14 protein-coding genes are annotated in these 26,889 nt (G+C 69.0%); 8 read left to right on the forward strand and 6 right to left on the reverse strand.

The window, feature by feature from the left end:
• Positions 1-82: 82 nt before the first annotated feature.
• The 3 genes from O4J56_RS08370 to O4J56_RS08380 all read right to left on the reverse strand — a co-directional run bounded on the left by O4J56_RS08370 (position 83) and on the right by O4J56_RS08380 (position 6,103).
• Positions 83-3,844, reverse strand: a complete 3,762-nt coding sequence (locus tag O4J56_RS08370; protein ID WP_270684889.1) for a caspase, EACC1-associated type — start codon at positions 3,842-3,844, stop codon at positions 83-85.
• Complete coding sequence (locus tag O4J56_RS08375) at positions 3,841-4,332, reverse strand: hypothetical protein (RefSeq protein ID WP_270684890.1); 492 nt, start codon at positions 4,330-4,332, stop codon at positions 3,841-3,843. Before O4J56_RS08375 ends, O4J56_RS08370 begins: the two co-directional genes overlap by 4 nt.
• A gap of 175 nt (positions 4,333-4,507) precedes the next feature.
• Positions 4,508-6,103 (reverse strand): 3'-5' exonuclease, encoded by a 1,596-nt coding sequence (locus O4J56_RS08380; RefSeq protein WP_270684891.1) that lies wholly within the window; start codon positions 6,101-6,103, stop codon positions 4,508-4,510.
• A 387-nt stretch (positions 6,104-6,490) separates the two neighbouring features.
• Here O4J56_RS08380 and O4J56_RS08385 point away from each other — a divergent pair, with 387 nt between their 5' ends.
• The gene (locus O4J56_RS08385; protein ID WP_270684893.1) at positions 6,491-9,859 is read left to right on the forward strand and encodes a type ISP restriction/modification enzyme; all 3,369 of its coding nucleotides are present in this window, start codon (positions 6,491-6,493) and stop codon (positions 9,857-9,859) included.
• Between the two features lie 40 nt (positions 9,860-9,899).
• Here O4J56_RS08385 and O4J56_RS08390 read toward each other — a convergent pair whose 3' ends face one another.
• From O4J56_RS08390 to O4J56_RS08400, 3 genes are all read right to left on the reverse strand, one after another.
• Positions 9,900-10,937 (reverse strand): ParA family protein, encoded by a 1,038-nt coding sequence (locus tag O4J56_RS08390; RefSeq protein ID WP_270684895.1) that lies wholly within the window; start codon positions 10,935-10,937, stop codon positions 9,900-9,902.
• Between the two features lie 118 nt (positions 10,938-11,055).
• The gene (locus O4J56_RS08395; RefSeq protein ID WP_270684897.1) at positions 11,056-11,304 is read right to left on the reverse strand and encodes a hypothetical protein; all 249 of its coding nucleotides are present in this window, start codon (positions 11,302-11,304) and stop codon (positions 11,056-11,058) included.
• A complete protein-coding gene (locus O4J56_RS08400; protein WP_270684899.1) occupies positions 11,301-11,690 on the reverse strand; it encodes a hypothetical protein in 390 nt (129 codons plus the stop codon). Before O4J56_RS08400 ends, O4J56_RS08395 begins: the two co-directional genes overlap by 4 nt.
• Before the next feature lie 239 nt (positions 11,691-11,929).
• On the opposite strand from O4J56_RS08400, the gene O4J56_RS08405 reads away from it, so the two are divergent.
• The 7 genes from O4J56_RS08405 (at position 11,930) to drmB (ending at position 26,884) form a co-directional block, all read left to right on the forward strand.
• On the forward strand, positions 11,930-12,778 hold the full coding sequence (locus O4J56_RS08405; protein ID WP_270684901.1) for a helix-turn-helix domain-containing protein: 849 nt from the start codon (positions 11,930-11,932) through the stop codon (positions 12,776-12,778).
• A gap of 8 nt (positions 12,779-12,786) precedes the next feature.
• Complete coding sequence (locus tag O4J56_RS08410; protein ID WP_270684903.1) at positions 12,787-12,978, forward strand: DUF397 domain-containing protein; 192 nt, start codon at positions 12,787-12,789, stop codon at positions 12,976-12,978.
• A gap of 59 nt (positions 12,979-13,037) precedes the next feature.
• The gene (locus tag O4J56_RS08415; protein WP_270684905.1) at positions 13,038-13,223 is read left to right on the forward strand and encodes a DUF397 domain-containing protein; all 186 of its coding nucleotides are present in this window, start codon (positions 13,038-13,040) and stop codon (positions 13,221-13,223) included.
• A 374-nt stretch (positions 13,224-13,597) separates the two neighbouring features.
• The gene (gene drmD, locus O4J56_RS08420) at positions 13,598-16,792 is read left to right on the forward strand and encodes a DISARM system SNF2-like helicase DrmD (RefSeq protein ID WP_270684907.1); all 3,195 of its coding nucleotides are present in this window, start codon (positions 13,598-13,600) and stop codon (positions 16,790-16,792) included.
• Complete coding sequence (locus O4J56_RS08425; protein WP_270684908.1) at positions 16,789-20,973, forward strand: Eco57I restriction-modification methylase domain-containing protein; 4,185 nt, start codon at positions 16,789-16,791, stop codon at positions 20,971-20,973. The genes drmD and O4J56_RS08425 overlap by 4 nt, the downstream gene beginning before the upstream one ends.
• The gene (gene drmA / locus O4J56_RS08430) at positions 20,973-24,971 is read left to right on the forward strand and encodes a DISARM system helicase DrmA (protein WP_270684909.1); all 3,999 of its coding nucleotides are present in this window, start codon (positions 20,973-20,975) and stop codon (positions 24,969-24,971) included. The genes O4J56_RS08425 and drmA overlap by 1 nt, the downstream gene beginning before the upstream one ends.
• Positions 24,968-26,884, forward strand: coding sequence for a DUF1998 domain-containing protein (gene drmB, locus O4J56_RS08435; RefSeq protein WP_270684911.1), 1,917 nt, complete (start codon positions 24,968-24,970; stop codon positions 26,882-26,884). Before drmA ends, drmB begins: the two co-directional genes overlap by 4 nt.
• Positions 26,885-26,889 lie beyond the last annotated feature (5 nt).

Consider the following 26,889-nt stretch of genomic DNA (forward strand, 5'->3'; position numbering starts at 1 on the left):
GCGCCGCGGGCCGGAGAACGGCCGCCGGAGGGCGGCGTACCGCGATCCGCACTCTGTCCCGACGGCCGCGCAGAGGCCGCGTTCAGCCTGCGTCCGAGAGGATCTCCATCGCGACCGCGTCCGGCTCGGCCCAGCACCGCCATGCGGGGACTCGCACCGTGCGGACCCCCGACACCTCCTGGAAGAGGGCCGCCCGGCCGAGGATCCGCTCGAGCGCCGCCTCCGAACCGGGCTGCGCGGGATCTCCGATCCCCGCCCCGTCGACGATCACGGCGACCTCGCCCCGGCTCCCCGAGACGAGGAGGTCACAGGAGTAGCCATTGACGACCGGCCCCGCCTCCGGGCTGCCTCCGCCGTCCGTCAGCGCCTCGAAGAGCCGGTTGCGCGCCTCGTCGGGGGCATCCTCCTCCGCCGGTGAGAGCGCGTGGGCCGCCAGGTCGGCGAGCAGCCCTCCCTGCTCCGACCAGTACGCCCGGTCTCCGACCACGTAGAGGCGCGAGCGCGCTCGGGTGACCGCCACGTTCCACAGGTTCTGCTGCCTGACGGCCCACCGGCCCGCACCGCGTTCGACCCCGGTCGCGGCCGTCGGGGACACCACCATGACGTCCCGTTCTCCGCCCTGGAAGGTGTGCACGGTCCCGACCCGGATGCGTTCCCCCGCCTTGCCTCCGAGGAGCCGCTCGAGCTCCCTCTTCTGCGCCGCGAAGGGGGTGACCACACCGATGTCCGCATCGGCCGGAAGGTCCGTCCACAATTCGCGCAGCAGACCGAGGACCTCCTGCGCCTCGTCGGGGTTGCGGCAGGACCCTCCCTCCGGCCTTTCCGGTAGCCCCTTGACGTCGACCCAGGTGACGGCCCGGTCGGCGGGCGCGGCGAGCCCTGTGGTGCGGGTGCGCACCGCGAGCCTGTTCCCGTAGAAGCGCCTGTTCACCGGAACGACGATGTCGGGGTGGCAGCGGTAGTGCTCGTCCAGCCAGAGCACGTCGCGCCCGGCGCGCGCCAGGGCCGAGGCCGCCGCGTGGTAGGCGGAAGAGCGCGTGTAGACGAGCGACCGCTCATCGAGCCAGTCCTCGTCCAGCCCGGACGCCGCCTGGATACGCCGGTCCTCGGACGCGTCCAGCGAGTTCACCGGCTGGAGCTGGTGCGGGTCGCCGATGATGAGCGCCCTCTTGGCCCGGAAGAGCAGCGGGATCAGGTCGGCGATGGTGCACTGGCTCGCCTCGTCGATGACGACGAGGTCGAACAGGCCCTCCTTCGGCTTGAACACGCGGGCGGAGCGGGACGTGGTCGCCCAGGCGCGGACCACGCGTACGAGGCGGTCCATGCCGACCCATGTGGACCTGCGGGCCGCCAGGTTGTCCAGCCGCTCATCGAGGATGGAGACGCCCTCGTCCCGTGCCCGGGCCACCTGCGCCACGACGTACTTCTTACCGTCGCCGCGCCGCTCCTCCCTCAATTGACGGATCCGGGCGTAGGCGTCCTCAGGCGAGGCAATGCGGTCGAGGCGGGCATGCGTGCGGCGCCATTCAGACTCGGTGTCCAGGAATGCGGCGAGCGCCTCCAATTCGGCCTCATCGCGCCCGTAGTGCAGGGAACGCCGGACGAGCCATCGGTAGAACCACCCGGTCCACCTGCGTTCCCTGGCCGCGCCGACCCGGTGGGCCCACCGGCGGACACTATCCAAATCAGGAAAGGCGTCGTCGAGCGCGACGTCCTCCGCCACCCGCGCCCTGTCGCCCTCCCGTGTCGGCGCCAGGGCGGCCAGCCGGTGTTCCAGCGCACCGATCTCCTCGAGCGCCTCATGTCCGGCGCCGAGGCTGCGCTGGTGGAGGTCGAGCCGTTCCGCCGCGGTGCGCGCGCCGGAGGAGTCCAGACGCGCCGCCCGCAGCCTCCCGAGGATGTCGGCTTCTTTGCTCTTCTTGTCCGCATTGCCCGTACGGACGATCAGATCGGCCCCGGGGAGCAGGCGATTGGCGCGATCGACGACCTCGTCCACCGCCGTGTTGTTGGTCGAGGCCACCAGGACGGACTCGCCGCCGGCGACCGCGGTGGTGACCACCGCCGTGATGAGCTCGCTCTTCCCTGTGCCCGGAGCGCCCGTGGCGACCGTCAGGGTCTCGCGCATCGACGATTCCTGGATCCGCTCCTGCGCGGAGTTGCTGAGGCCGGTGATGACGGGGCGCTGGCCTCCGGCGCGTCGGGCGTCCCCGCAGACCGCCGGATCGGCGAGCGCTGCCAGGGCCGTAGACGCGATGCGCTCGGTCTTCAGCCCGCTGCCTGAACGGTGGTCGAGATCGGCCGACAATTGTCCGACCGCGGAGGCGGCAGGGTCGGCCGCATAGAGCATCGCCGCGTTCCGGGCCCCGCTGGTAAGTGGGCGACCGGTTTCCAATCGCTCCTCGAGTCTCCCGGGGACCAAATTCTGGACCTGCCGCAGCCCAAGGCGCCCACACAGTGCGCGCACCTTGTCCGCCAGGCCGGCCACGCCCTGCCCCGCCCAGTCCGCCTCGAACCAGGCCAATAGCTCTTCGATCTCCTCCTCGCCGAGATCCGCGGCGCTGAGCAGGACTTCCTGGTTGAGCTCGGGATCGCCGACAGGGACGAGCGCGCCGACGCCGCCTCGCCCGCCGTCCTCGCGCACCTCGACGTCCATCACGAGCAGCGGTGCGACTTTGGAACCGGTCCTCCCCTTCTTCTTCCCATGGACCGGGGTGAAGAGCACGGCCGGGTAGCCGTAGCGCAGGGATTGCCCCTCCCGGCGGGCACCGTCGGCGATGCGCGCGGGATCACCGGTCAGTTCGACCTGCTCGCTTTCTCCGCTCAGGAGGAGTTCGCGCCCCGTCCCCACGACCGCGTACAGGGCCGACCCGAGATCGGGGAGCTGCTGGAGGACACTCTGCCTGTCGAGGCAGGAGCGGTAGTAGTCGAAGAGGGCCGCCCATTGGCGGGTGTCCCAGGGGCGCTCGGCGCCACCGCGATCGGGTTCGTGCACCGCCCCTCCGCCCGCATGGCCGTTGGCGGCTCCGACCCCGTCCCGGCCCGCTCCCGCCTCCTCTGCCTCCGGCGGCGCCGGATCACCCAACGCCACCCCGGTCGCCGCTCCTGCGTGCCGGGACAGCTTCAGGCGTCCGCTCGCACCGAGGTTGAAGTGGGTGACCCGTTGGCGCCCCTGTCCGTCCACCTGCCGGTGGACGTACTGGTAGAGGTCGAGCGCGTCGATCCAGCCGTCGCCGTCGGAGTCGTCGGCCGCGCCAGATAGCCCGCGGACCACGGCCGCGGTGAACGGAGAGGGGTCCGTCCCCCCGGTATTCGCTCCTTCGTAGGCGTACTCGAGGGCCCCCGATGAAGCGAGGACGTAGGTCCCGGCCGATTCCCCCGCGCCCATCTGCCGTTCGAAGTCGGGGTGCTCCTCCGCACCGGCGCCGCTCCGGGTGGCGAACCTGTCGGCGAAGGCACCGCTGTAGCAGCAGTCGAGCAGAACGACCTTGCTCGCCGCACGGGACTCCTTCAGCATGCGCTGCAACGACTCGGCGGGCAGTCCGGTGGACTCCAAGCGCTCGGAACGGGTGTCGCCGAAGGCGAAATGGAGCCGTCCCCGGGAATTGCGCAGTCCGTGCCCGGAGAAGGAGAGCACCACCAGGTCCCCGGGGCCCGCCTCCGCCAGGACGTCCTCGATGGCTTCGACCGCCTCGGCCCTGTGCGGGTCGTGGAGGGGGCGCACGCGGTCGAAGTGCCCTTGGGCCTTGAGCACCTTCTCCAACGCATCGACGTCGGCCCGGGGCGATTTCAGGTCGGAGAGCTCGCGGTAGGAGGTCGCGCCGATCAGCAGGGCCGTGCGCTTCACCGCTCCTCCCCGGCGGCCTCCGGTCCGTCGGCACCGGAAGCGTCTTCGGCTTCCGCGCCGTCCCGGCCCTCCACGGGACCGTCGCCTTCCCGAGGCCGCTCCGTCCGGGACCCGGTGTCCAAGCGGGCCAACGAGGACACCATGCGCTCGATCTCCTCGGGCCGCGTATGCCCCTGCACGGTCAGCCTGGTCGCACCGTTCTCGATGGTCACCGACTTCTGGGCCCGGGTTCGGAGCCATTCCTGGACGACCGCGGCGATGTGCGGAGCGGCCTGCCGAACCGCGACTCCGGCCATGATGATCGCGCCGCCGACCACCGCCAGGTCTCCGGCACGGGCCCTCTCGGAGACGGCACGGGGCGCCGTATCGAGACCGACCCGCTCGGCGTCGACCCCCTCCAGGAGTTCGAGCAGGTCACGGGTGTGCTCATCGGCCTCTTCGGGGGTGGTGTCCTCTCGGAACCCGATCCTGATCCGCAGGTCGGTCACGCGCGCTCCCTACCATCGGTGCGTTTCGAGCCCGTCCGGTAACCGGACGACCACGGTGCGAACCCGCCACATATAGCACCGGAACGATCACCGCTTTCCCGAAATCGGCACGGATGACCGGTCCCGGCCAGGGCCGACGGTCGGGCCGCCGACGCGCGTGCGTCGCCGCGCCCGCTCAGACGGGGAAAGCGGGAACCCGGCTCGCGAGAGCCAGGACGGCGGCGACCGCGAGGACGAGGAACACGGCACCTGCACAGCCGCCTCCGCTCTTGCGAGCATGGTGGCGGGGATCCTGGGACGCCGCGCCGCGAGCGGATACGTGCACGGCCGTCCCGTCCTCTTCGTCGTCCTCGAAGGGGGCGACGAACCGCCGGTAGTACTCGTCGTCGGAGAGTTCGCGCGGGCGCCATGTCCGGTGCCAGCCCGTTCGGCGTTCCATCTCCTCGCGGCGCTCGTCGCGCTCGCGCACATCGGCCGCTCTGGCCGACTCGCGTGCGTCATCGAAGAGCGACGTGCGCGCCTCGGCGGCTGCGGCGTCGAGGATCCGCGCGGCCTCGGGCGGGGCCGCCACCGGGATCCCGGCCTCACGGGCCCTGGCGACCGTACGGTGCTCTTCAGAGGGGTCGGCCACGACCAGCCGCACCGTCTTGGTGATGTTGACCCCGATCGTCGCGCCACGCTCAGCGGCGGAGTCGACGACCTCCCGGACGGCCGCCGACTCCCCGGCCGGAACGATCCTCCACCCCTTGAGCGGGCCGTTGCGGCGGGACTTCTCCTTCTCTGCGACCTCCAGCAGGTCCCCGACCAGGTGCCGCGTGCCCAGCTCCTCGGCGGCCTTTGTGAGTTCGCGCAGTTCGGCGGAGGTCACCACGCCGTCGGCCTCGGCACGCGCACGCGCCTCGGCCAGGACCTGTTCGTGGACCCCCTTCACCGTGGAGCGCGTGAACCCCGCACGCGTCGCCAACCGCGCCAACCGCTGGGCCTCCTCGCCGACGATCCTTCCGTCGGCAAGGGCGTCCACCAGCACGGCGCGGTACTCCGCTGCGGCCTGCGGCTCAGGCGGAGGCGACGGCCGCATGTCGGGGAGCCCGGCCGCCAGGTTGGCAAGCCAGCCTTCCTCGCCCCTGCGCAGGCTCCCGGGGCGCGGCGCGATCCGCCCCGTGCGGGGCAGCATCGGTTGGGGCGCCGGGGTCGGGCCCACCCAGGCGAGGGGCTGCGGCGCCTCGGTGACCAGGATCCGGAACAGGTGGCCGAGGTTGCGCGCCCCCACCAGGGAGCTCTGCTGCCATGCGGGCCAGGAGCCGGTGACCTCTTGGAAGACCGTGTCCTGGCGGTACCTGTAGAGGTCGATGTGCCTGCGGAACTCGAACAGGGTGCACAGCGCCGGGAACGGGCCCACAGGGATCCCCGCGTGCCGGAACTCGGCCTGGAGGAAGCCGTCGACGTACGGGAGGTTGTGCGAGACGACGACAGCATCCGACAGCCGGGGTACGAGTTCGCCGGCGATCTCGGGGAACATGGGCGCGGCGGCCGCCATCGCGTCGTCGATCCCGTGGTGATCGCTATTGCCGATGCGGCGTTGGGGGTTGACGACGGTCGCGAACTCGTCCTCGACCCGCCCGTCGCCCCACATGCGAAGGACGGCCACCTCACAGACCCGGTCGCCGCGGAGGGGCGCGAAACCCGTGGTGTCGAGCTTGACCACGGCGAACAGAACGCGGCGGGGATCCTGCCCCTGCTGTCCTCGTACCAGTCGGCCTTGGTTGAACATGGAACCTCCCGGTAGGGCGGGCAGTGCCGCCGACGGCGCGTGTACGCGCCAGAAGCCGGTTCGACCAAGCGAACCTACAGCTCGCCGATGCCCGGCAGTGGCCTAACGCCCGAACCGGCGACCGGTGGCCGGATCCGGTCGACGCGCGGGGGCATACCGCAGGTTCAGGTTCGGGATTCACTGCCGTTTCCTCCCTCCCCGAGCACCCGGCTCTCTCTGAATCAGGACACGCAAGCGCCACCCGAGAAATCAGCGGCACATGAGGATTCAGGAAGCCCCACATTTATCACGGCATTCCATTTCCGGCCACATTGGGCCATTGACGCCGCGTTCCTCCCGGGGTGTTCTAGTAGGAACAGAGAAATTCCCCCTCCCCTCGGAGATGCGATGACGGCGCTGCCGAGCGACCCCTCCCCCGACCACGGCCCCCACCTCCCCGTCGGCGGGTACGCCGCACGAAGACTCGAGGCCTTCATCGACGAGGTCAAACGATCCTCGAATCGGGGAGGTTGGAAAGAGGAGCAGCTGCGCTCTCCCCTCAAAATCCTGATTCAGGATCTCTCCAAAGACATGGGCATACCCGTGACCGTATTCGGCGAGATACCAGTGAAAGGACTAGGCGCTCGCCCGGACTTCGGCGTCGATACAGCAGATACCGGACGATCCCCGATCAACAGGATCGGCTATGTCGAGCTCAAGAAACCCAATCACCCGATACCTCCGAGCGAGTATGTGCAGGGCCACGATCTTCAGCAGTGGGAGAACCTGAGGAGTCTTCCAAACCTCCTCTACAGCAACGGAACAGAATGGTCCTTGTTCCGCTACGGCATCCAGCGCGGACGGACCACGGAGACCCCGCCCCTATTCTCGACGAAACAAAAGAGGATCCCACCACAGCGCGAATTCGAGACGCTGCTGTGGGACTTCCTCACCTGGGCTCCCGAACAGAGCTACACACTCGACCAGCTCATCACACGAGTCGCGCACATGTGCCGCCAACTCCGGGGAGAGATCATCGATCTCATCGAGGAGGAGCGCTACAGCGACGGCCTCAAACCGTTCACCGGCCTCGCCCGAGACTGGAAGACCATCCTCTTCCCCACCATGAAACCCGGCCCCGACTTCGCAGACGCTTATGCCCAGACTGTAACCTTCTCCCTGCTGGTGGCCCGAGAATCAGGGGTGGATTTCACCGACAAGACCGCACGCGAGATCGGCGAACAGCTCGGAAAGCACCACCGCTTCCTGGGGGAAGCGTTCTCCACGCTCGTGTCCAGCGAAGAGGTCGAGAAGAAGACGATCCTTCCCACGGTCATCCGCATTCTCCAGCCGCTCGACTGGAACACGGTAATGCAGGGAGAGGAACACCTTTACACCGACCTATACGAGGTATTCCTGTCCCGCTACGACCTCGAATTGCGAAAGAAGAGCGGATCATACTATACCCCCGACCCTGTGGCCTCCTATATGGCGGAGTTCGTCGACTCAGTCCTCAAGAAGAAGATGGGCGTGAGGACCGGATTTGCACACAGGAGCGTCACAACAATCGACCCGGCAATGGGTACGGGGACATTCCTTGCGGCCGTCACGAGGCGGGCAGCGACCACCCTCCTCGACGAGGTCGGGCCCGTCCAGACACGGCACCGGCTGAGGGAGATGTACGAGTCCAGGCTGATCGGCTTCGAGTCCAGCGCTGCGCCGTTCGCGGTCGCCGAGCTTCGACTGCACCAGCAGCTCCAGGACGTGTACGGAGTTGAGGTGCCCAAGGAGCATCGGCGCTTCCTGGTCAACACCCTCGACGACCCCGGCCTCGCGGTTCCGGCGTACGGCCTCCGCTACGAGGAGATCCTGGATTTCCGCAGGAGGGCGAACGAGACGAAGTGCACGACACGCATTCAGGTCGCGCTCGGGAATCCCCCCTATCTCGCCCAGGCTCACCAAAGGGCACCAGCACCGTGGATCTCGAAAAGAAGGACCGACCCTGTTACGGACCCCATTGACAGTCGCCCATCTCTGGACGAGTTCAGGGAGCCAGGCATGGGAAGGATCGACAATAAGCTCCACCACACCGCAATATACTTCTGGCGTTGGGCAACATGGAAACTGTTCGACGCCCATCCTGACGACCCCGCCGGCATCATCGCCCTCGTCAGCACGTCGGCATTCCTCACCGGGAATGTGTTCGCCGGTATGCGGAGGTACCTGCGCGCGACCGCCGACGAAGGATGGATCGTCGACCTTTCTCCGGAAGGGCACCAGGCTCCGGGCCCGACCCGGGTCTTCCCAGGCGTCCAGCACCCGATCTGCATCGCCGTGTTCGTCCGCTACGGAGAGCCCCGCCCCGATCGCCCCGCAAAGGTCTGGTACACGGCTCTGGAAGGACTCAAAGAACAGAAGTTCACTGCTCTGTCCTCCGACGCATCCCTGTCCGTCGACGGCGATGCCTTCGCCCTCACCCAGAATGGTGCAACGGCCCCTTTCCTACCAACCTCCAGTTCGGCCGTCGCCTGGAGCTCCTTCCCCGCATTCGCCAATCTGTTCCCCTGGCACGCCCCCGGCGTCAAGGCGAACCGTACCTGGGTCATCGCCCCTGAACGCTCAACGCTGCTTCAGCGTTGGAGGAAACTCAAAAGCGCCCGTCCGGACACGATGGACCACCTGTTCAAGGCCACCGACGACCGAACCACATTGAAGGGCGTCGAGAATCTGCCTGCCATAGCCGACGACCACCTTGAACCCGTGATCACGAAATTCGCCCACCGAGCGTTCGACCGGCAGTTCATCGTCAACGACCCTCGGTTCGTAGACCGCATCCGCCCTGCACTCTGGAAGTGTGTTGGCCTGCAGCAGGTCTATGCCGTGGAGCAGCACTCCCTTCAGGTCTCCTCCGGCCCCGGACTTCTCTTCACGTTCTGTCCCCCGGACCAGCACTACTTCAACAACCGTGGCGGAAGAGTGCTCCCCCTTCACCGCGACCGGGCGGGGAGGGTGCCTAATACGCCGCCCCGGCTGCTTTCGGCCTTGGAGTCGCGGCTCGGAATCACCGTCACGGTCGAGGATCTGATGGCCTACTGTGCCGGAGTGGTGGCTCACCCCGGGTTCGTGGCCCGCTTCCAGGAGGAGCTGAAGGTTCCCGGGATCCGCATCCCCCTGTCAGCCGACCCCGACCTCTGGCAGGCCGCGGTCGAGTCCGGGCGCCAGATCATCTGGCTGCACACTTACGGGGAGCGCTTCTGCGACCCGGACGCGGACAGGCCGCGAGGTGCCCCGCGCCTCCCCCGCGGGCGGCGCCCGCAGCTCGTCGCCGAGATCTCCGATGGCAAAGGAGGGCTGCCCGACCGCATCTGGCACGACTCCGACACCGGTGACGCGGGAGACCGTCTGCACGTCGGGGAAGGCGCCATCGCTCCCGTGTCGCCGCGTGCCTGGCACTACGACGTGAACGGCATGCAGGTGGTGAAGAAGTGGTTCTCCTCCCGGCAGCGCAATCCACGAGGGAAGCGAAAGGGCACTCCCCTGGACGACATCCGTCCCGACCGGTGGTCAGCCGACTACACCGACGAGCTCGTCGACCTCCTGTCGGTCCTGACACTTCTCGTCGATCTCGAGCCCCAGCAGGAACGACTCCTCGATGACATCATGGACGGACAACTGATCACCGTGGGCGAACTCACCGCCGCTCACGCGCTGCTCCCCGATGAATGGAACAGGAAGAGACCGCCTTCGGACGAACAGTTGAGCTTCCCCGCCGAGTGACCTGGCTGCAACACCAGTGGCCCACCTCTCGCGCTTTCGGCTATCTACCCTGCTCACGCAAGGTGGCCAGCCGGCCGTCGATCGCATACGTCAGATCCCGGAACTCCGACCTGCACTTCTCGACCAAGCCCTGCATGCTCCCCATCGCGCCATCGGCCGTTCTCAGGTCGAACATCGGCTTCCGAGCGTCGTGCGCGAGCGGCATGAGGCTCCGGTACTGGCGGATCGTGGCGATCTCGTGGTCTCCGTCGCCCTCGATGCCGCTCTCCTCCAGGACGAAGCGCTCGTACACCATGGGAATGCGGTCCAGCCACCGCTTGTAGGCCCCGACAGGACGATCCAGGCGGAATCCCGGCTGCATGATCACATACCCAAGAGGGCTCATGTCACCGCTCGGAAGCACCATGTCCTCCGGAGCCTGGTGCACGACGACGCCCTGCCACTTCCTCCTCCACTCGGCGAGCGTCGGCCCCAGATTCCGCAGCCCGCGCAGGGAGAAGAGGTCTGCGGCGAGCGGCATCAGCACCGTGTCGGAGGAGAGGAGGGCCGCACGGTTGATCGCACCCAGGTTCGGGCCGACATCGATGAGCACGACGTCAGGGTCGACCACTCGACGCGCGTTCTGGATGACACGGTAGAAGGCGGTCGTCGCGCGCACGGCTTTGGCGTTTCCGGCAAGGGTGTTGCCCCATGCTTGGGACAGTTCATCTTCGAACCGACTGAGTTCGAGGTCGCCGGGAAGGAGCCACAGCCCTTCGACCACCTGCGCCGGCTCGATGAGCTCCACATCACCGGTCCCCTCGACGATGGGCTGTACGGCCTGCGCGATCGTCTTAGGGGTGCCCGGGGACAGCAGCGTGAACATCACCTCCTGCCGGGGCCCAAAGGAGGGGTCCGTCTCATCCCATAGGAAGGCCAGATCGTCCTCGTCCAGGAACGCCGAGGTGAGGTTGGACTGCGGGTCCAGGTCTACCGCCAGTACGCGCTTCCCCCTGCGCTGGTACATGTGGGCGAGGTGGTAGGCCAGCGTCGTCTTCCCGACACCGCCCTTGTTGTTGAACAGCGCGATGGATGTCACTGGGCCCTCCTCATCACCACGACCCACGAATTCTCGTCCAGCCTCTCGCCCCGCGGGCGACCGGGGGCACCGGCCCCGTCCGGAAGGCAGCGGGGCCGGTGTGCTGTGGCCTTCGGGCTCAGCCCTTGACGGTTCCGCTGGAAAAGCGGCGGGGGAGGTCGGGCCTGTGGACGAGTCGGCGGGCGGCGCCGACCTGGCGCATGAGGCGTTCGAGGTAGGCGTACTGGAGGTCGGCCCTGTCGTGGCGGCCCAGGCGCAGCACGAGGTGGACGCCGGGAGCCAGGGTTAAGAGCAGCTCGCCGTCCTCGGTTTCGTCGAGGCGCACCATGCCGGGGGCCGGGTCGGTGATGCGGACGGGGCGGTTCACCGGGGCCTCCCGCAGCCGGGCATGGCGCGCCGAAACGGCGCGTCCCGGACCTCATCGCGGCCCAAGCGCCGGGCCAGGGCGGTCAGGGCGCGCAGGTCCTTGGCCTCGCGGCAGGCGGCTCGGCGCTCGTGGGCGTCGAGGTAGGGGCGCACGCGCGGGCGGGGCAGGTGGGCCAGGTAGTGGTCGGTGGCGGCGAGCAGGGCGGCGAAGTCCTCCAGGTCGCGGCAGGAGAAACCGACGTCGTGGCCGCCGTGCGCGGCGGTGAACAGGAGCGCGACTCCGTCGGACGTGTAGCCCAGGCCCCAGCGGGTGTAGTGCAGGGCGAGCTCGACGAAGCGGGAGTAGGAGTCGCCGTCGAGGCGAGGGGCGGCGTAGGTGACGCTCATCGGGGTGCCCCTTCGGGTCGGGGCGCGGTGGCCGGAGTGGACATGGGCTCCCCCAGGGGAGAGGTCGGGCCGATTAGGAGACCCGGTGGAAGGTTGACGCCCTCCATCATCGAACGTAAATTTTCGATCCTCAATAGGGAGTCCGAAAGTCGCCATCACGAGATCTATGCGGTGAATGCGTACATCGACCCCGCAGCCGGGGGCGGCGCTAAGATCGCCACGACCGTCAAGGAGGGGACGTGCCCGGACCCACCATCAGTCGCCGCCAGCTGTCAGGAGTCCTCCGGCGCCTGCGCCGCGACGGCTCGCTAACCCTGGAAGAAGTGGCCGACCGATTGGAGTGGTCGTCGGCCAAGGTCTCGAACATCGAGACGGGCCGCACCGCCAAGCCCTCTGTCACCGATGTCAGCGCCCTGCTACGGGTCTACGAGGTGGCGGAGGGAACCGCCGAGCACGACGAGGTCCTCGCGCTCGTCCGCCAGTCCCGCAAGCCGGGGTGGTGGCACCGGTACGGCGATGTGCTGACAGGCGCATACGTCAGTCTCGAGGCTGAGGCCACACGGATCTCGACCTACGAACCGATCGTCGTCCCCGGCCTCCTGCAAACCGAGAATTACGCGCGCCTACACCAAAGGGCCGCGTCGGCGCCGCTGGCGGCCGAGGAGGTCGAAAGGGCTGTCGAGGCCCGCAAGCAGCGCCAGGCTCTCCTGGCCAGACCGGACGCGCCCCGGCTTTGGGCGATCATCGATGAGAACGCTCTCCGACGGATGGAATCCGAGCCCGAGATGATGCAGGAGCAGCTAGAGCACCTCGTCAGAGTGGGAGAGGACACGGCTAACGGCGTGACCCTTCAGGTCTTGCCAACTACCAAGAGCTTCCGCAGCGGCCTCGTGGGCCCGTTCGTGATACTTGAATACAGCGGGCCGGACATCGCGCCGTTCGTGTTCTTGGAGACGGACACCGACGGGCTGTACCTGGAGCGGCCTGAAGAGATCGAACGGTACCGGACTCTCCTCGAACAAGCCCAGTCCATTGCGCTTGACCCACATGAGTCTGTGGAGCTGATGCGTTCCCTGATGCGACGCTAGAGAGGCTGATGACTGTGAGTCCCCTCCGAGACCTCCGTTTCCGAAAGAGCAGCTATAGCACTCCCCAGAACTGTGTCGAGGTCGCCGACGTCCCTGGGATGAGCGCCGTGCGCGACACGATGAACCGGCAGCGGGGCCACCTGGAGTTCCCGAGCGCCGAGTGGGCGGCGTTTCTGAGATCGCTCGACGGTGAGCGTTAGGCAGACGAGCGTGGGGCTCGGCCATCTGGCCGAGCCCCACGTGTAGCAGAGCGAGAACCGTGTCGAAGCAGCCGGAGTGGAGGACCGGCAGCTACAGCGGCGTCAACGGCAACTGCGTCGAGGTCGCCCGCCTCCCGGCCGGAGCCGCCCTACGCGACTCCAAGCACCCCGACGACGCCGTACTGGGCTTCCCCTCCTCCGAGTGGCGCGCCTTCCTCTCCTCGTTGGTCGAGCACACGCCCTGACCCCCTATCAGCCCGGCTCACCGGAGGCCGCCGCCTGGCCGCCTCCGGCCATGCCCCCCACACCGCCCCGCGGCCCGAGCACGCCTGTGAAACCATTCACGTCTCCGCTCCTCCGAAAACGTCAACCTCGGAAGCGGTCACCGCGTCCTCCTTCCTAGAGGATCGCCCGAAAGGGACCTTCGTCCCTTCTTCCTCCGCGGCATTCCGCTTTCCCATTCCTTGGTTGTGAACCCGGTTCACACTCGCTACGGTGGGCTCATCCGACGCTGCCCGCAGCCACGGTCCGGTGCTCCGCTCACACCTCCCTTGGCCACGCGTCGCCCGCGCCGCCCCGCAAGGGGTGCGCCCCACCAGCGCGATCAGGAAGTCCGGCGATGCCCAGCACAACCGAAGAGCGCCCCGCCCCGGGATCGCTCGTCGCCGTCCGCGGACAGAAGTGGGTCGTCAGCGATGTCGACCACGCCGACGGCGGAACCCTGGTGACCCTGCAGAACACCGACAGCGGCCGCTACGGCGAGACCCTGAGCGTCCTGTGGGAGATCGAGCCAGGCCGACGGGTCCTCCCCCGCGGCTCACTTCCCCCGGTCTCCCCCGACCGGTTCGACCCGCCCGAGCGCCTGGCCGCCTTCCTCGACGCGGTCCGCTGGTCGGCGGTCACCTCGGCCGACACCCGCACCCTCCAGGCCCCCTTCCGCTCCGGCGTGGCCATCGAGGACTACCAGCTCGAACCGGTCACCCGCGCCGTGGGCGCCCCGCGCGTGAACCAGCTCCTCGCCGACGACGTCGGCCTCGGCAAGACGGTCGAGGCCGGGCTGGTCGCCCAAGAACTGCTGCTGCGCCACCGTGCCCAGCGCATCATGGTCGTCTGCCCCGCCGGGCTGACGGTCAAGTGGAAGGACGAGATGGCCGAGAAGTTCGGCCTGGACTTCACCGTCATCGACTCCGACCGCTGCGCCCAGGTCCGCCGGGACTACGGCAGCGCGGCCAACCCGTTCAAGGTCTACCCGCTCACCATCGTCAGCCTGTCCTGGCTGCGCGGCCCCAAGGCCCAGCGCCTCCTCGACGAGGTCCTGCCCGCCGGCGGCGCCATGGGCCCCGAGGACCGCGTGTTCGACCTGCTCATCCTGGACGAGGCCCACCACGTGGCGCCGGCGGCGCCCAAGCAGGTCTACGCCGTGGACTCCCAGCAGACCAAGCTCATCCGCCGCCTGGCCCCGCACTTCACGCACCGGCTGTTCCTGTCGGCCACCCCGCACAACGGCTACCAGGCCTCGTTCACCGCGCTGCTGGAGATCCTGGACGACCAGCGCTTCGCGCGCGGCGTCGAGCCCGACCCGGCCGCCGTCAAGGACACGGTGGTGCGCCGCCTCAAGCGCGACATCACCGACGCCGACGGCAACCCCCGCTTCGTCGAGCGCGACGCGCGCTCCCTGCCGGTCGACTACCCCGAGAGCGAGCGGGAGATCCACGGCCTGCTCACCCGTTTCGCCGAGCTGCGCCGCAGGAAGCTCACCACCCGCCGCGGCCGCAAGGCCACCGACCTGGTCACCCTGCTGCTGAAGAAGCGCCTGTTCTCCAGCCCCGCCGCCTTCGCGCACACGGTGGAGGTCTACCTGGAGACGCTGCGCGCCAAGGGGCGTCCGCTCGACCCGCTCGCCGACCAGGACGGCGAGGACGAGGTCCCCGAGTGGATGGAGGACTTCTACGACGAGGCCGCGGCCTACAGCGACGAGGAGCTGGCGGAGGCCGAGGACGACGCCCTCGACCGCACCCGGCCGATGCAGCCCGACCCCGACGACGATGAGACCGCGCTCCTGGAGCGCATGCTCGAGTGGGCCCAGGACCACGAGGCGCTCCCCGACGCCAAGGCCACCAAGCTCATCGAGTACCTGACGGCGGTCTGCAAGCCCGATGAGCACTGGACCAACGAGCGCGTCGTCGTGTTCACCGAGTACCGCGACACCCTCGACTGGCTCCGTGAGCTCCTCCGCCAGCAGGGGTTGGGCGGCGACCGCGTCGCCGAACTCCACGGCGGCCTGGGCACCGACGAGCGGGAGCGGCTGCGGGTGGCCTTCCAGAAGGAGCCGTCCGAGCACCCGGTGCGCATCCTGCTGGCCACCGACGCCGCAAGCGAGGGCATCGACCTGCAGCGCCACTGCCACCGGCTGGTCAACTACGACATCCCGTTCAATCCGAACAAGCTGGAGCAGCGGATCGGCCGCATCGACCGCTACGGGCAGACCCAGACCCCCGAGATCCGCCACTTCGTGGGCACCGGCTGGGACACGGCCGTCGACTCCTATGAGGCCGACCTGGAGTTCCTGTCCCGCGTGGCCACCAAGGTCGCGCGCATGGAGGAGGACCTGGGGTCGGTCAACGCGGTGCTGTCGGACGCCGTGCAGCGCCGGATGCTCGGCCAGGGCGCGCCGGTGGACGTGGACGCGGCCGGCGCCAAGGGCGACCGGGTGCCGTCCGAGGCCAACGTCCGCGAACAGGTCCGGCGGGTCCGCACCGAGCTGGAGCGGACCGTCGAAGAGCTGGGCATCACCCCGGTGCGCGTGAAGCGGGTGGTGGACACGGCGCTGGGCCTAGCCCGCCAGCAGTCCCTCCGCCCGCACGTGGACGAGAAGCACTTCGCCGAGGGCATGTTCGAGGTGCCGCCGCTGACCGGTTCGTGGGTGCGGGCCAGCGAGGGCCTGACCGAGAAGCCCGCCGCGGGCTCCGGGGACGGCGGCGGGAAGGGCCGTGGGCGCGGGCGGGAGGAGCCGCTGCGCCAGCTCCCCGTCACTTTCGACCCGGAGGTGGCCAAGGGCCGCGACGACGTGGTGCTGGCCCACCTCAACCACCCCTTGGTCGCCATGTCCACGCGGCTGCTCCAGACGGCGGTCTCCAACGACCAGGTGGGCCTTGACCGCGTCACCGCCGTCGTCAGCGATGACCCGGATCTGGAGGACGTGCTGGTCGGCGCCTTCTCCCGGTTCGTGCTGGTGGGGGCCGACGGCATGCGCCTGCACGAGGAGGTGCTGCACGCGGGCGGCTGGCTGCCCGAGGGCGGGCGCTTCCGGCGCCTGGAGAACCTGGGGGCGCTGCGCGGGATGCTCGACCGGGGCCTGACGGACGGAACGCCGCTGGCCGGGCCGGTCTGGCACCGGATCCACCAGCGGTGGACCGACCGTGCCTCGGACGGCCTGATGAAGGCGATCGAGTGGCGCAAGGAGACGCGGCTGGAGTCGCTGCGCCGCAGGCTGGAGCAGCGTGAGGCCGAGGAGCGCGAGCGCGCGACCGAGGTCATCGACCGGTTCAGCGCCACGCTGCGGGCGGCGCTGGCCGAGGACGACGCGGACGCCGAGAACGCGCTGTTCAGTACGGCGGAGGTCACCCGCACCACCAAGGAAGAGCGCGAGCAGTACCGGAAGGACCGGATGAACTGGGAGAAACGGTTGGAGATGCTGGCCGCCGAGCGCGACCGCGAACTGGAGGCGATCGCGGCCCGCTACAGCCGCCAGGAGCCGCACTCCTTCCCCGTCGCCGTCGTCTTCGTCGTTCCGAAGCGGGAGGCCGTCCGATGAGCGCACCCACCACAGTCGCACGCCGGCGCCGCACCACCGGCGAGGACAGCGCCGAGCAGCACCGCAACTGGCTGAGCCTGATCGAGGTCGACGGGCCGTTCCTGACACTGCCGGTGCTGCGCGCCACCTGGCCCGCGCGGCTCGACCCGCTCGACAGGGAGAAGCGCGCCCGACTGCGCCGCGAGCACGCGCGCTGGCAGGCCGCCTCGGCCACGACGGTCGGGCAGGAGGCGTGGATCCGCTACCTGCTCTCGGACATGCTGGCGTGGGGCGATGACCTGCACCTGGTGACGCGGAGCGCTGGGCGGGCGGACGAGGCGCCGAAGGCGGGCGAGGCGGCCGACGATCCCTCCCCCGGAGGCGAGGAGGGGGACGGCAACGGCGACGATGCCGCCGCGCTCGACGCGCTCGCACTGGAGGTCCCCGAGCACGAGACGCGCGTCATCCCGTCGTTCGTACTGACCGACCCGGGCGAGGCCGTCAAGCCGGACACCGCCCGGGTGCTGGGGCTGGTGTGCCCGCCCGGCCAGCAGCCCACCGCCCGGATCCAGGGCGAGGCGTGGGCCGCCAGCCCGGCGGACCGGATGGCGCAGCTCTGCCGCCACCATGGGGTGGAACTGGGGCTGGCCACGGACGGCCGCTGGTGGGCGCTGGTGTGGGCGCCACGCGGAGGCGTGACGACCACCGCCGTCTTCGACACGGCGGTGTGGAACGAGCGCGCCGAGCGGGATGTGGTGGAGGCGTTCCACTCCCTCCTGTGCCGGCGCCGGTTCTTCGCCGTACCGGATGAGGAGACGCTGGTCCGGCTGCTGGCCAAGAGCCAGGACTCGCAGGAGGAGATCACCGAAGCTCTGGGCGTGCAGGTGCGCCAGGCGGTGGAGCTGCTGGTGGCGGCCTTCGGCCGCGCCGACACCAAGCTGCGCGAGCGCGGCGAGCCCGACCTGTCCGGGGTCGATGCGCACGAGGTGTACCGGGGCGCGGTCTCGGTGATGATGCGTGTCGTCTTCCTGCTGTTCGCTGAGGAGAAGGGGCTGCTGCCCTCGGACAACGACCTGTACCTGAAGTCGTATTCGGCGGGTCGGCTCTGCGCGGAGCTGGAACAGCGCGCGCTGGAGGGCAGCGAGGACGAGCTGGAGGAGACCTACACGGCCTGGCACCGGCTGCTGGCCCTGTTCGAGGCGGTGTACCGGGGCGTGGACCACCCGCGCCTGCGTATGCACCCGCACGACGGGTCGCTGTTCAACCCGGACGAGTTCCCGTGGATGCCGCTGCTCATCGACGACCGCACGGTGCTGCACATGCTGCGGTCGGTGCAGTACGTGGTGGTCGGCAAGGGCAAGAGCAAGGAGCGGCGGGCGCTGTCGTTCCGGTCGCTGGACGTCGAGCAGATCGGGTACGTGTACGAGGGCCTGCTCTCCTTCGACGGGTACCGGGCCGAGAGCGAGACGGTCGGGCTGACCGGCAAGGTCGGTGCCGAGGAAGAGGTGGAGCTGCGGCGGCTGGAGGAGATGGCCGCGCAGTGCGCCGAGGTTTCCGCGCTGGCGGCCAAGCTGGCGACGGAGTTCAAGGACTCGGGGATCGGGTCGGCCCGCGCGCTGGAGAAGAAGCTCGCGCCGATGTCCGGGGTGGAGAAGGAAGAGGCCCGAAAGAAGGTTCAGGCGGCGATCGGTAACGACCAAGGTCTGGTGGAACGGCTGATGCCGTTCTATGGGGTGCTGCGTGAGGACCTGCGGGGCCTGCCGTTCGTGGTGCTGCCGGGTGAGCTGTACGTGACGGAATCGTCGCTGCGGAAGAACACGGGGACGCACTACACGCCGAGGTTCCTGGCGGAAGAGGTCGTTGAGGGGGCGCTTGAGCCGCTGGTGTACGAGCCGGGGCCGCTCCAGACCGCGAACAAGGACGAGTGGAAGCTCAAGTCCAGCCGGGAGATTCTGGACCTGAAGGTCGCCGACATCGCGATGGGGTCGGCCGCTTTCTTGGTGGCGGCGGCGCGGTATCTGGGCGACAAGCTCCTTGAGGCGTGGACGAACGAGGACGACGAGCGGGTCTGCGACTACACACCGGGCAGCGACGGCGCGAGCGCCGATGAGGACCCGGTGGTGATCGAAGCACGGCGCCAGATCATCGAGCACTGCCTGTACGGGGTGGACATCAACCCGATGGCGGTGGAGATGGCGAAGCTGTCGCTGTGGCTGGTGTCGATGGACCCGGAGCGACCGTTCACGTTCCTGGACGACCGGTTGGCGGCTGGGGACTCGCTGCTGGGGATCACGTCGCTGGAGCAGCTTGAGTACATGCACATGGACCCGAAAAAGGGGAGGGAGATCCATTCTGAGGGCACGCTGATCGACTTCACAGCAGGTGTTCGTGAACTGGTGGGACGGGTGGCGTCACGGCGCCGCGAGATCACTGAGATCGATGGGACCACCCTGGAGGGCCTCAACCGAAAGCGCTCTCTTCTTGCCGACGCATATCTGGAAATGGGCCAGACACACCTACTAGCGAACCTCACGGCGGGAGCGGCGTTGGCCCACGCAGGGCGAAGTGAGCGTGAGAAACAAGAAGGATCCTTGACCGCGGCCAACCTGGCACGCAGGATCAATTCGACAGAGTCAACAGTAAAGACTCAGGCGGACAATTGGCTACAGAATGATCGACCAGAGGACACTTTCACGCGAACCCCCCTTCATTGGCCACTCACATTTCCTGAAGTTTTCCAAAAAACTGGATTTGATGCCATTATCGGGAATCCACCTTTCCTGGGAGGAAAGAAGCTAACTCGCACTCTTGGCATTAACTATCGAGAATATCTCGTAAATTCCATCTCCGCCAAAGCCCGAGGAAATTCGGACCTTGTCGCGTATTTCGCCATTCGAGCACACTCCCTCCTGTCCCCCAAAGGGCAAGTAGGGATTATTGCAACTAACACGCTAGCCCAAGGAGATACCCGAGAAGTTGGGCTCGATCAGATCCTCAAAGCTGGCGCTACTATCAGAAAATCCATCAAGAGCGAATCTTGGCCATCCAGGAGCGCAGCCCTAGAATACTGTTGCGTTTGGACATCATTGCCTCAACCGAGCGTGCATTCTGACTGCACAGCTGATGGCGTAGCTGTCGAAGGCATAACTTCCTCTCTCGACCCAACATCCCGAACAACTGGACTTCCATACAGGCTCGCCCAGAATCACAAGAAATGTTTCCAGGGAAGCATCCCCCTCGGTCCCGGGTTTCTCATTAATCCAGATGCAGCCAAAGCCATCCTAGAAGGCGACAACAAATACAATGACGTACTTTCCCCTTTTCTGAATGGAGATGACGTTACAAGCCACCCAACGCACTCCCCAAGTCGCTGGGCAATAAATTTTCATGATTGGACCGAGGGGCAAGCAAGAGAATACCCGCGCGTATATTCCATAGCCCGCAAGCTAGTCCTACCCAAAAGAGAGAACTCCTCTCCTCAAGTCCGAAAACACCCCTGGTGGCAGTACTGGAGAAGCAGGCGAGAGCTTTACTCTGAAATATCAACAGAAACTAGTGTCATCGCGATTGCTTTGACGAGCAAAACCGCAATGCCTGTACTGGTGCCGACTGGACAGATCTACTCTAATACGCTGGCTATATTTACAATGAGCGACGCAGCTATGCTCACCCTGCTCAGCAGCTCCTCCCACTACTGGTGGGCAGTTACACGCGGCTCAACTTTGGAGACCCGGGTTCGCTACACCCCCTCCGACGTCTTCGAGACCTTCCCTCTCCCCGACCTAACCCAGGAAATGCGTGACCTCGGTGAGCGGCTCGACTCCTACCGCCGGGACGTCATGCTCTCCCGGGACTCCGGGCTGACCAAGACCTACAACCTCGTCTTCGACCCCGACTGCAACGACGAGGACATCGTCGAACTCCGCCGCATCCACCGCGAGATCGACGAGGCCACCATCCGTGCCTACGGCTGGGAGGAGCGCATCGAGGCCGTCGGCGGGCTCGACCACGGCTTCCACAAGGTCGGCGGGCGTGAGACGCGCTACACCATCGGCCCGGCCGCCCAGCGCGAAGTCCTCGACAGCCTCCTCGAGCTCAACCACGAGCGCTACGCCGAAGAAGTCGCCCAGGGCCTCCACGACAAGAAGAAGTCCGGCAAGTCCAAGAAGCAGGCCGCCGACGACGAAGGGACGCTGTTCTGATGTCCTCCGACGGGCTCTTCCCCAACCCCAACGGGGAGCAGACCTCCCTCGACGCGAACGGCGCCTCGCCCTCCGTGTCCTCCGCTCAGGAGGCGCATGAGAAGGACACCCCTGCCGACCAGCAGCCGCCCCGCACCGGCCCCACCCTCACCGACCCCCAAGAGCTCATCGACCGCCTCGACACCCCCCAGACCTTCAGCGGCGCCTCCTCCTACCAGGTGCGCGACGAGTTCCAGGAACTCGTCGCCCGCGACCTCCTCGGCCCCTGGGGCGGCGACTACGAGGAGTTCGCCCCGAACGCCCGCGGCCCCCGCGAGCGCTACCTCGTCGGCATGCTCGGCCCACGCGACAAGCCCGCCGCCTCGCACACCGCCGACGCCGGGGACCTCGCCGACACCGAGGCCGGCATCGACGGCACCGCCAAGGGCGAGGAGGCCGGTGAACTCCCCGACGTCGTCACCACACAGAACCTCGGGCACATCTGGGCCTCCTCCATGGGCCTGGCGTTCAGCGTCGCCGACGACACCGACGCCCTGTCCGTCACCGCCTCCTGGGGCCAGTACTCCCGCCGCTCCCTCACCGACGACGACGGCAAGTCCCGCACCACCTGGGTCCGCGAGCCGTGCTCCTACATGCGCGAGGTCCGCCTGGACGGCGACCGGAACCAGCGCATCGGCCTCACCGCCGCCGACACCGATACCCCCGGCGTCTACCTCGACGTCGCCGTGCGCCCCCGCGACGGCCGCCGCACCGTCGAGCTGACCCTCATCAACGGCCGCCGACAGCCCTCCACCACCCCCGACACGGCCTGGCTGTTCCAGGCCCGCCTGGCCGTCACCGCCCTCGACGGCGGCTCCCCCGTCTTCCTCCCGATCGACGACCCCCTGGACCCGGCCCGGCCCGCCCCGCCCCAGGCCGACAGCGAAGAGCTCCACCTGCGGCTGCTCTACCGCAACCAGCTCTCCTACGCCCGGGGCCGCAACGTCGCCGTCCTCGAAGACGCCGACCCCGGCCTGCGCCGCGCCCGCTCGCTGGAGACCACCTGGCTGCCGACCTACGACGTCGCACCGACCAGCGCCCCCTCCGGCCCGGGCACGCCCCTCGCGGGCACCGAGCTGTCCATGGACGCCCTGGCCTCGGCCTCACCCGAGGAGCTGGCGACCGGCCTGGCGCCGCTCGCCGACGGCTACTCCGCCTGGCTGGACGAGCGCGAGGCCGAGATCGGCGACCTCCCCGAGTCCCTGCGCAGCTCCGCCGAAGCCGCCGTCTTCAAGGCCCGCCGGACCGCCGGCCGCATCCGCGCCGGGATCGGCCTGCTCTCCGACCCGGCCACGCCCGGCCACGGCGACGCCCTGCGCGCCTTCCGCTTCGCCAACCGGGTCATGGCCGACCAGCGCCGCCACACCGAGATCGGGCGGCTCCGCGAGGACCCCGACCTCGCCTACGCCGCCGCCGAGCGCGCCGTCCGCGAGCGCGGCCCCTCCGCCGCCTCCTGGCGCCCCTTCCAGCTCGCGTTCGTGCTGCTGAACCTGCCGTCCCTGGCCTCCCCCTCGCACCCCGAGCGGGCCGCCTCACCCGACGCGCTCGTCGACCTGCTCTTCTTCCCCACCGGCGGCGGCAAGACCGAGGCCTACCTGGGGCTGACCGCGTTCACCTTCGCCATCCGCCGACTCCAGGGCATCGTCGGCTCCGGCCAGGACGCCCGGTCCGGGATGGCCGGGGTGGCCGTCCTCATGCGCTACACCCTCCGCCTGCTCACCGCCCAGCAGTTCCAGCGCGCCGCCGCCCTGGTGTGCGCCGCCGAGGTGGAGCGCCGCGCCGACCCCGGCACCTGGGGCGAGGAGCCGTTCCGCATCGGCCTGTGGGTCGGCGCCGGGGTCTCGCCCAACTGGTACACCGACGCCGAGGAGCAGATCCGGAACGCCCGCGAGGCCGGGCACGGCGAGCGCACCAACGTGCTCCAGACGCTCGCCTGCCCCTGGTGCGGGGCGGAGCTGACCGCCCAGCGGGACCTGGTCCCCGACCCGGTCGCCCGGCGGGTGCGCCTGTTCTGTCCCAACGGCGAGGGCGCGGACGCCTGCCCGTTCTCCCAGCGCGCGTCCTCCGAGGGCCTGCCGATCCTCACCGTGGACGAGGAGATCTACCGCTACACCCCCAGCCTGGTCATCGCCACCGTGGACAAGCTGGCGCGGCTCCCCTGGAGCGGGTACGCCGGCATGCTCTTCGGCCGCGTCCGGGAGCAGTGCCCCCGGCACGGGTTCCGCCACGACGACCTGGACCGCAGGACCGACTGCCGGAGCCGCCACATCGCGCGCGCGGGATACCCCGCGGCGGCCAGCCGCCCCGTGCCCCGGCTGCGCCCGCCGGACCTGATCATCCAGGACGAGCTGCATCTGATCTCCGGTGCGCTGGGCACCACCGTGGGGCTGTTCGAGTCCGCCGTGGACCGGCTGTGCACGTGGACCGCCCCCGACGGCGCCCGGACCGCGCCCAAGATCGTGGCCTCCACCGCCACCACCAAGCGCGCGAACGACCAGGTGCGCGGCGTCTTCGCACGCGATCTGCAGATCTTCCCGCCACAGGCCACCGACGTCGCCGACACCTTCTTCTCCCAGCAGGTGGCGATCACCGAGAAGGACCCGGGCCGCCGCTACATGGGTGTGTGCGCGCACGGGGTGCGGCTGAAGTCGGCCGAGATCAGGCTGGCCGAGATCCTGCTCATCGCCGGGCAGACCATGTTCGACAAACACGGCGAGGCGGCCGACCCCTACATGACGACGGTCGGCTACTTCAACGCCACGCGGGAGCTGGCGGGGATGCGCCGCTACGTGGACGACGACGTGGTCACCCGGGTGCGCCGCAACGGCCGCGCGAAGGGGCTGTCCAACCGGCTCCAGGGCACCACCCAGCTCTTGGAGGTCCAGGAGCTGACATCGCGCGTGTCCTCAGGGGACATCAGCCGGGTCCTCAAGGGCCTGGAGATCCCGTTCGACCCGGAGCTGGACACCTCCGACCGCAAGCGGACCATCATCCAGCACGGTGCGGCGGTCCTCCAGAGCCTCCGCAAGGGCGGCTCGCGGCCCAATCAGCCCGAGTACCACCAGCTGGCGGACCGGCGCATGCTGCGCGCCCGGGAGGACCGCGCCCCGGTGGACATGGTGCTCGCGACGTCCATGCTGCAGGTGGGCGTCGACGTGTCCCGGTTCGGGCTGATGATGGTGACCGGCCAGCCCAAGAACACCGCCGAGTACATCCAGGCCTCCTCCCGCGTGGGCCGCGACGCCCGCCGCCCCGGCCTGGTGGTGACGCTGTACAACTGGACGCGCCCCCGCGACCTGGCGCACTTCGAGGACTTCCGGAACTACCACGCCTCCTTCTACCGCGAGGTGGAGGCGCTGTCGGTGACCCCGTTCACCCGCCGCTCGCTGGACCGGGGCACCGCGGCGGCGTTCGTGGCGGCCGTGCGCAACCTGGCCGAGGAGTACTCGCACAACGCCGACGCCCACGACGTGGACCTCGACGGCGACGTGGTCGAGGACGTCACCCGGCACATGCTGGAGCGCGCCGAGACCGTGGGAGGCGACCGCGGGCGCGCCTACCTGGGCGAGCGCCTCAAGGTGCTGACGGACGTGTGGAAGCGCAAGCGGGACGGTTCGGCGCGGCTCGGCTATGAACGCGACTCCTTCGGATCCACCCGGCTGGTGGAACTGCTCAACCGCCCCGGCGAGGGCCCTTGGCTGGCGACCACCGTCGGCATGTCCATGCGTGAGACCGAGAACGAGGTCAATCTCCTCCTTCCCGGGGACGCCCGCTTCCTGAATCCGCCGATCGGCGCACCGGAGTGGTCCTTCGCGGGCGCCACCGGCGACAGGGGCACGGATGGCGGCGGCACCGGCGGAGGCACGGACGAGGACGGCGCGGCGGACCCCGAGGACGACACCGACGAGCTCGGCCAGTCGGCCTTCGACAAGAAGCAGGACCGGGAGGGGAGCCGATGAGCGCCCAGAGCGGCAAGTACCGGCGCCGGGTCGGCGCCGTCCGCCCCAGCCACCTCATGTTCACCACCGGAGTGGGCGCGCTGGTGGACCTGCCGAACGTCTCGGTGCTGGTGCGCGGCGTGGACGACTGGGACTACGACGACGTCCCCGACTGGGAGCCGATCGCCGAACCCCGGCTGCTGCGCGAGCTCAACAAGTTCCACGACGGCCGCCACGTCGAACAGCTCCGCCCGGCGCCGTGGCTGGACGGCCTGGACGCCGACCCCAACGGGCCGGCCGCGCGCGTCGGGGTGCCGGTGGTGCCGTTCCCGACGTGGCTGCGGTGCACGGCCTGCAACGAGCTCGCCGGTCTGGACTCCAAGGCCTTCGACTTCGAGAACGACAAGGCGCGCAAGCCGCAGGACGCGCGCTTCTTCCACCAGGGATGCCGGAAGAAGCGGAAGCCCCCGCTGGCGGTCGCTGCCCGCTTCGTGCTGGCCTGCTCGCGCGGGCACCTGGACGACTTCCCCTACACGCACTTCGTGCACAAGGGCGGTGCGTGCCCCAAGGCGCCCCAGCCCAAGCTCCAGATGGACGACCGCGGCGGCAACATCGGCGCCAACGTCTCGATCCGCTGTATGGCGTGCGGTGTACGGCGCAACATCCGCGACGCCCTGGGCGAGCGCGGGCGCGACGAGCTGCCCGCCTGCCGGGGGCGCCACCCCCACCTGGGCACGTTCAAGCAGACGGGCTGTAAGGAGCGGCCGGTCGTGCTGGTGGTGGGGGCGTCCAACCAGTGGTTCGCCCAGACCATGTCGGTGCTGTCGGTGCCCGAGGGCGGGGCGAGCGAGCTCCGGCTGAAGGTTGAGGAGCAGTGGGACCAGCTGTCCACGCTGCCGCCCATGATGTACGAGTGGGCCCGGGAGAACTCCCCGGTGATGCGCGCATTCGCCAAGTGGGGCGACGACGAGATCGCCGCCATGGTGGAGGAGGTCCGCGCCGCCAAGGAGGCCGAAGCCTCCGGCGGCTCCGGTGCCGAAGAGGACCAGGGCCCGCCCGACCTGCTCACCCCCGAATGGGAGATCTTCTCCGCCCCCGAGGCGCCGGAGCCCACGGAGGACTTCGCGCTCTACCGCTTCCCCGAAGGGGTCCCCGAGGCGCTGACGCCGTACTTCTCGGACGTGGTCCAGGCCGAGCGGCTGCGCGAGGTGCGCGCCCTGACCGCCTTCACCCGCCTGGACGCTCCCGACCCCGAGGACCCGAACCTGGTCTCGCGCGCGCCGCTCGGCCGCGGCGAGCTGACCTGGGTCCCGGCGAGCGAGGTGCGCGGCGAGGGCATCTTCCTCCGCGTGCCTGAAGACGCGCTTCGCGGGTGGGAGGAGCGCATCGCGGGCACCGAGGCTCTGCGCCTGCACCAGGAGGCCTACAGGCAGTTCCGCGTCAACCGCTACTCCGGGCGCATCCCCGGCGGGTTCGACCCGATGCGGCTGTGGCCGGGGGCGCGCTATATCGCGCTGCATACGCTGTCCCATCTGCTGATCCGCACGATCGCCATCGAGTGCGGCTACAACGCGGCCAGCCTGTCCGAGCGCATCTACGCCGGGAACGAGGAGGACCCGCGCGGCGGGATCCTCGTCTACACCGCGGTCCCCGACGCCGAAGGCACCCTGGGCGGCCTGGTGTCCCAGGCCGAGCCCGAGCGCCTGGTCCCGCTGGTGGACAAGGCGCTCACGGGCGCGATGCGGTGCTCGTCGGACCCGCTGTGCCGCGAGCGCCTGCCCCAGGCGCACGCCGACTTCCTGCACGGGGCCGCGTGCCACGTGTGCCTGTTCGTGTCCGAGACCACCTGCGAGAAGGGCAACCGCTTCCTGGACCGCCGCTTCGTCGTCCCGGTGGACGACCCGAAGCTGGCGCTGTACCCGGACCTGCCGTAACGGGG

Origin of the sequence: Nocardiopsis endophytica (genome assembly GCF_027706725.1) — a bacterium.
Taxonomy (GTDB): domain Bacteria; phylum Actinomycetota; class Actinomycetes; order Streptosporangiales; family Streptosporangiaceae; genus Nocardiopsis_A; species Nocardiopsis_A endophytica.

What these genes read in the sequence shown, in the direction of transcription:
- drmD (WP_270684907.1), top strand. Translation starts at nt 13,598, where the DNA reads ATGCCCAGCACAACCGAAGAGCGCCCCGCCCCGGGATCGCTCGTCGCC.
- O4J56_RS08380 (WP_270684891.1), bottom strand. Translation starts at nt 6,103, where the DNA reads ATGTTCAACCAAGGCCGACTGGTACGAGGACAGCAGGGGCAGGATCCC.
- O4J56_RS08385 (WP_270684893.1), top strand. Translation starts at nt 6,491, where the DNA reads ATGACGGCGCTGCCGAGCGACCCCTCCCCCGACCACGGCCCCCACCTC.
- O4J56_RS08410 (WP_270684903.1), top strand. Translation starts at nt 12,787, where the DNA reads ATGACTGTGAGTCCCCTCCGAGACCTCCGTTTCCGAAAGAGCAGCTAT.
- O4J56_RS08425 (WP_270684908.1), top strand. Translation starts at nt 16,789, where the DNA reads ATGAGCGCACCCACCACAGTCGCACGCCGGCGCCGCACCACCGGCGAG.
- drmB (WP_270684911.1), top strand. Translation starts at nt 24,968, where the DNA reads ATGAGCGCCCAGAGCGGCAAGTACCGGCGCCGGGTCGGCGCCGTCCGC.
- O4J56_RS08400 (WP_270684899.1), bottom strand. Translation starts at nt 11,690, where the DNA reads ATGAGCGTCACCTACGCCGCCCCTCGCCTCGACGGCGACTCCTACTCC.
- drmA (WP_270684909.1), top strand. Translation starts at nt 20,973, where the DNA reads ATGTCCTCCGACGGGCTCTTCCCCAACCCCAACGGGGAGCAGACCTCC.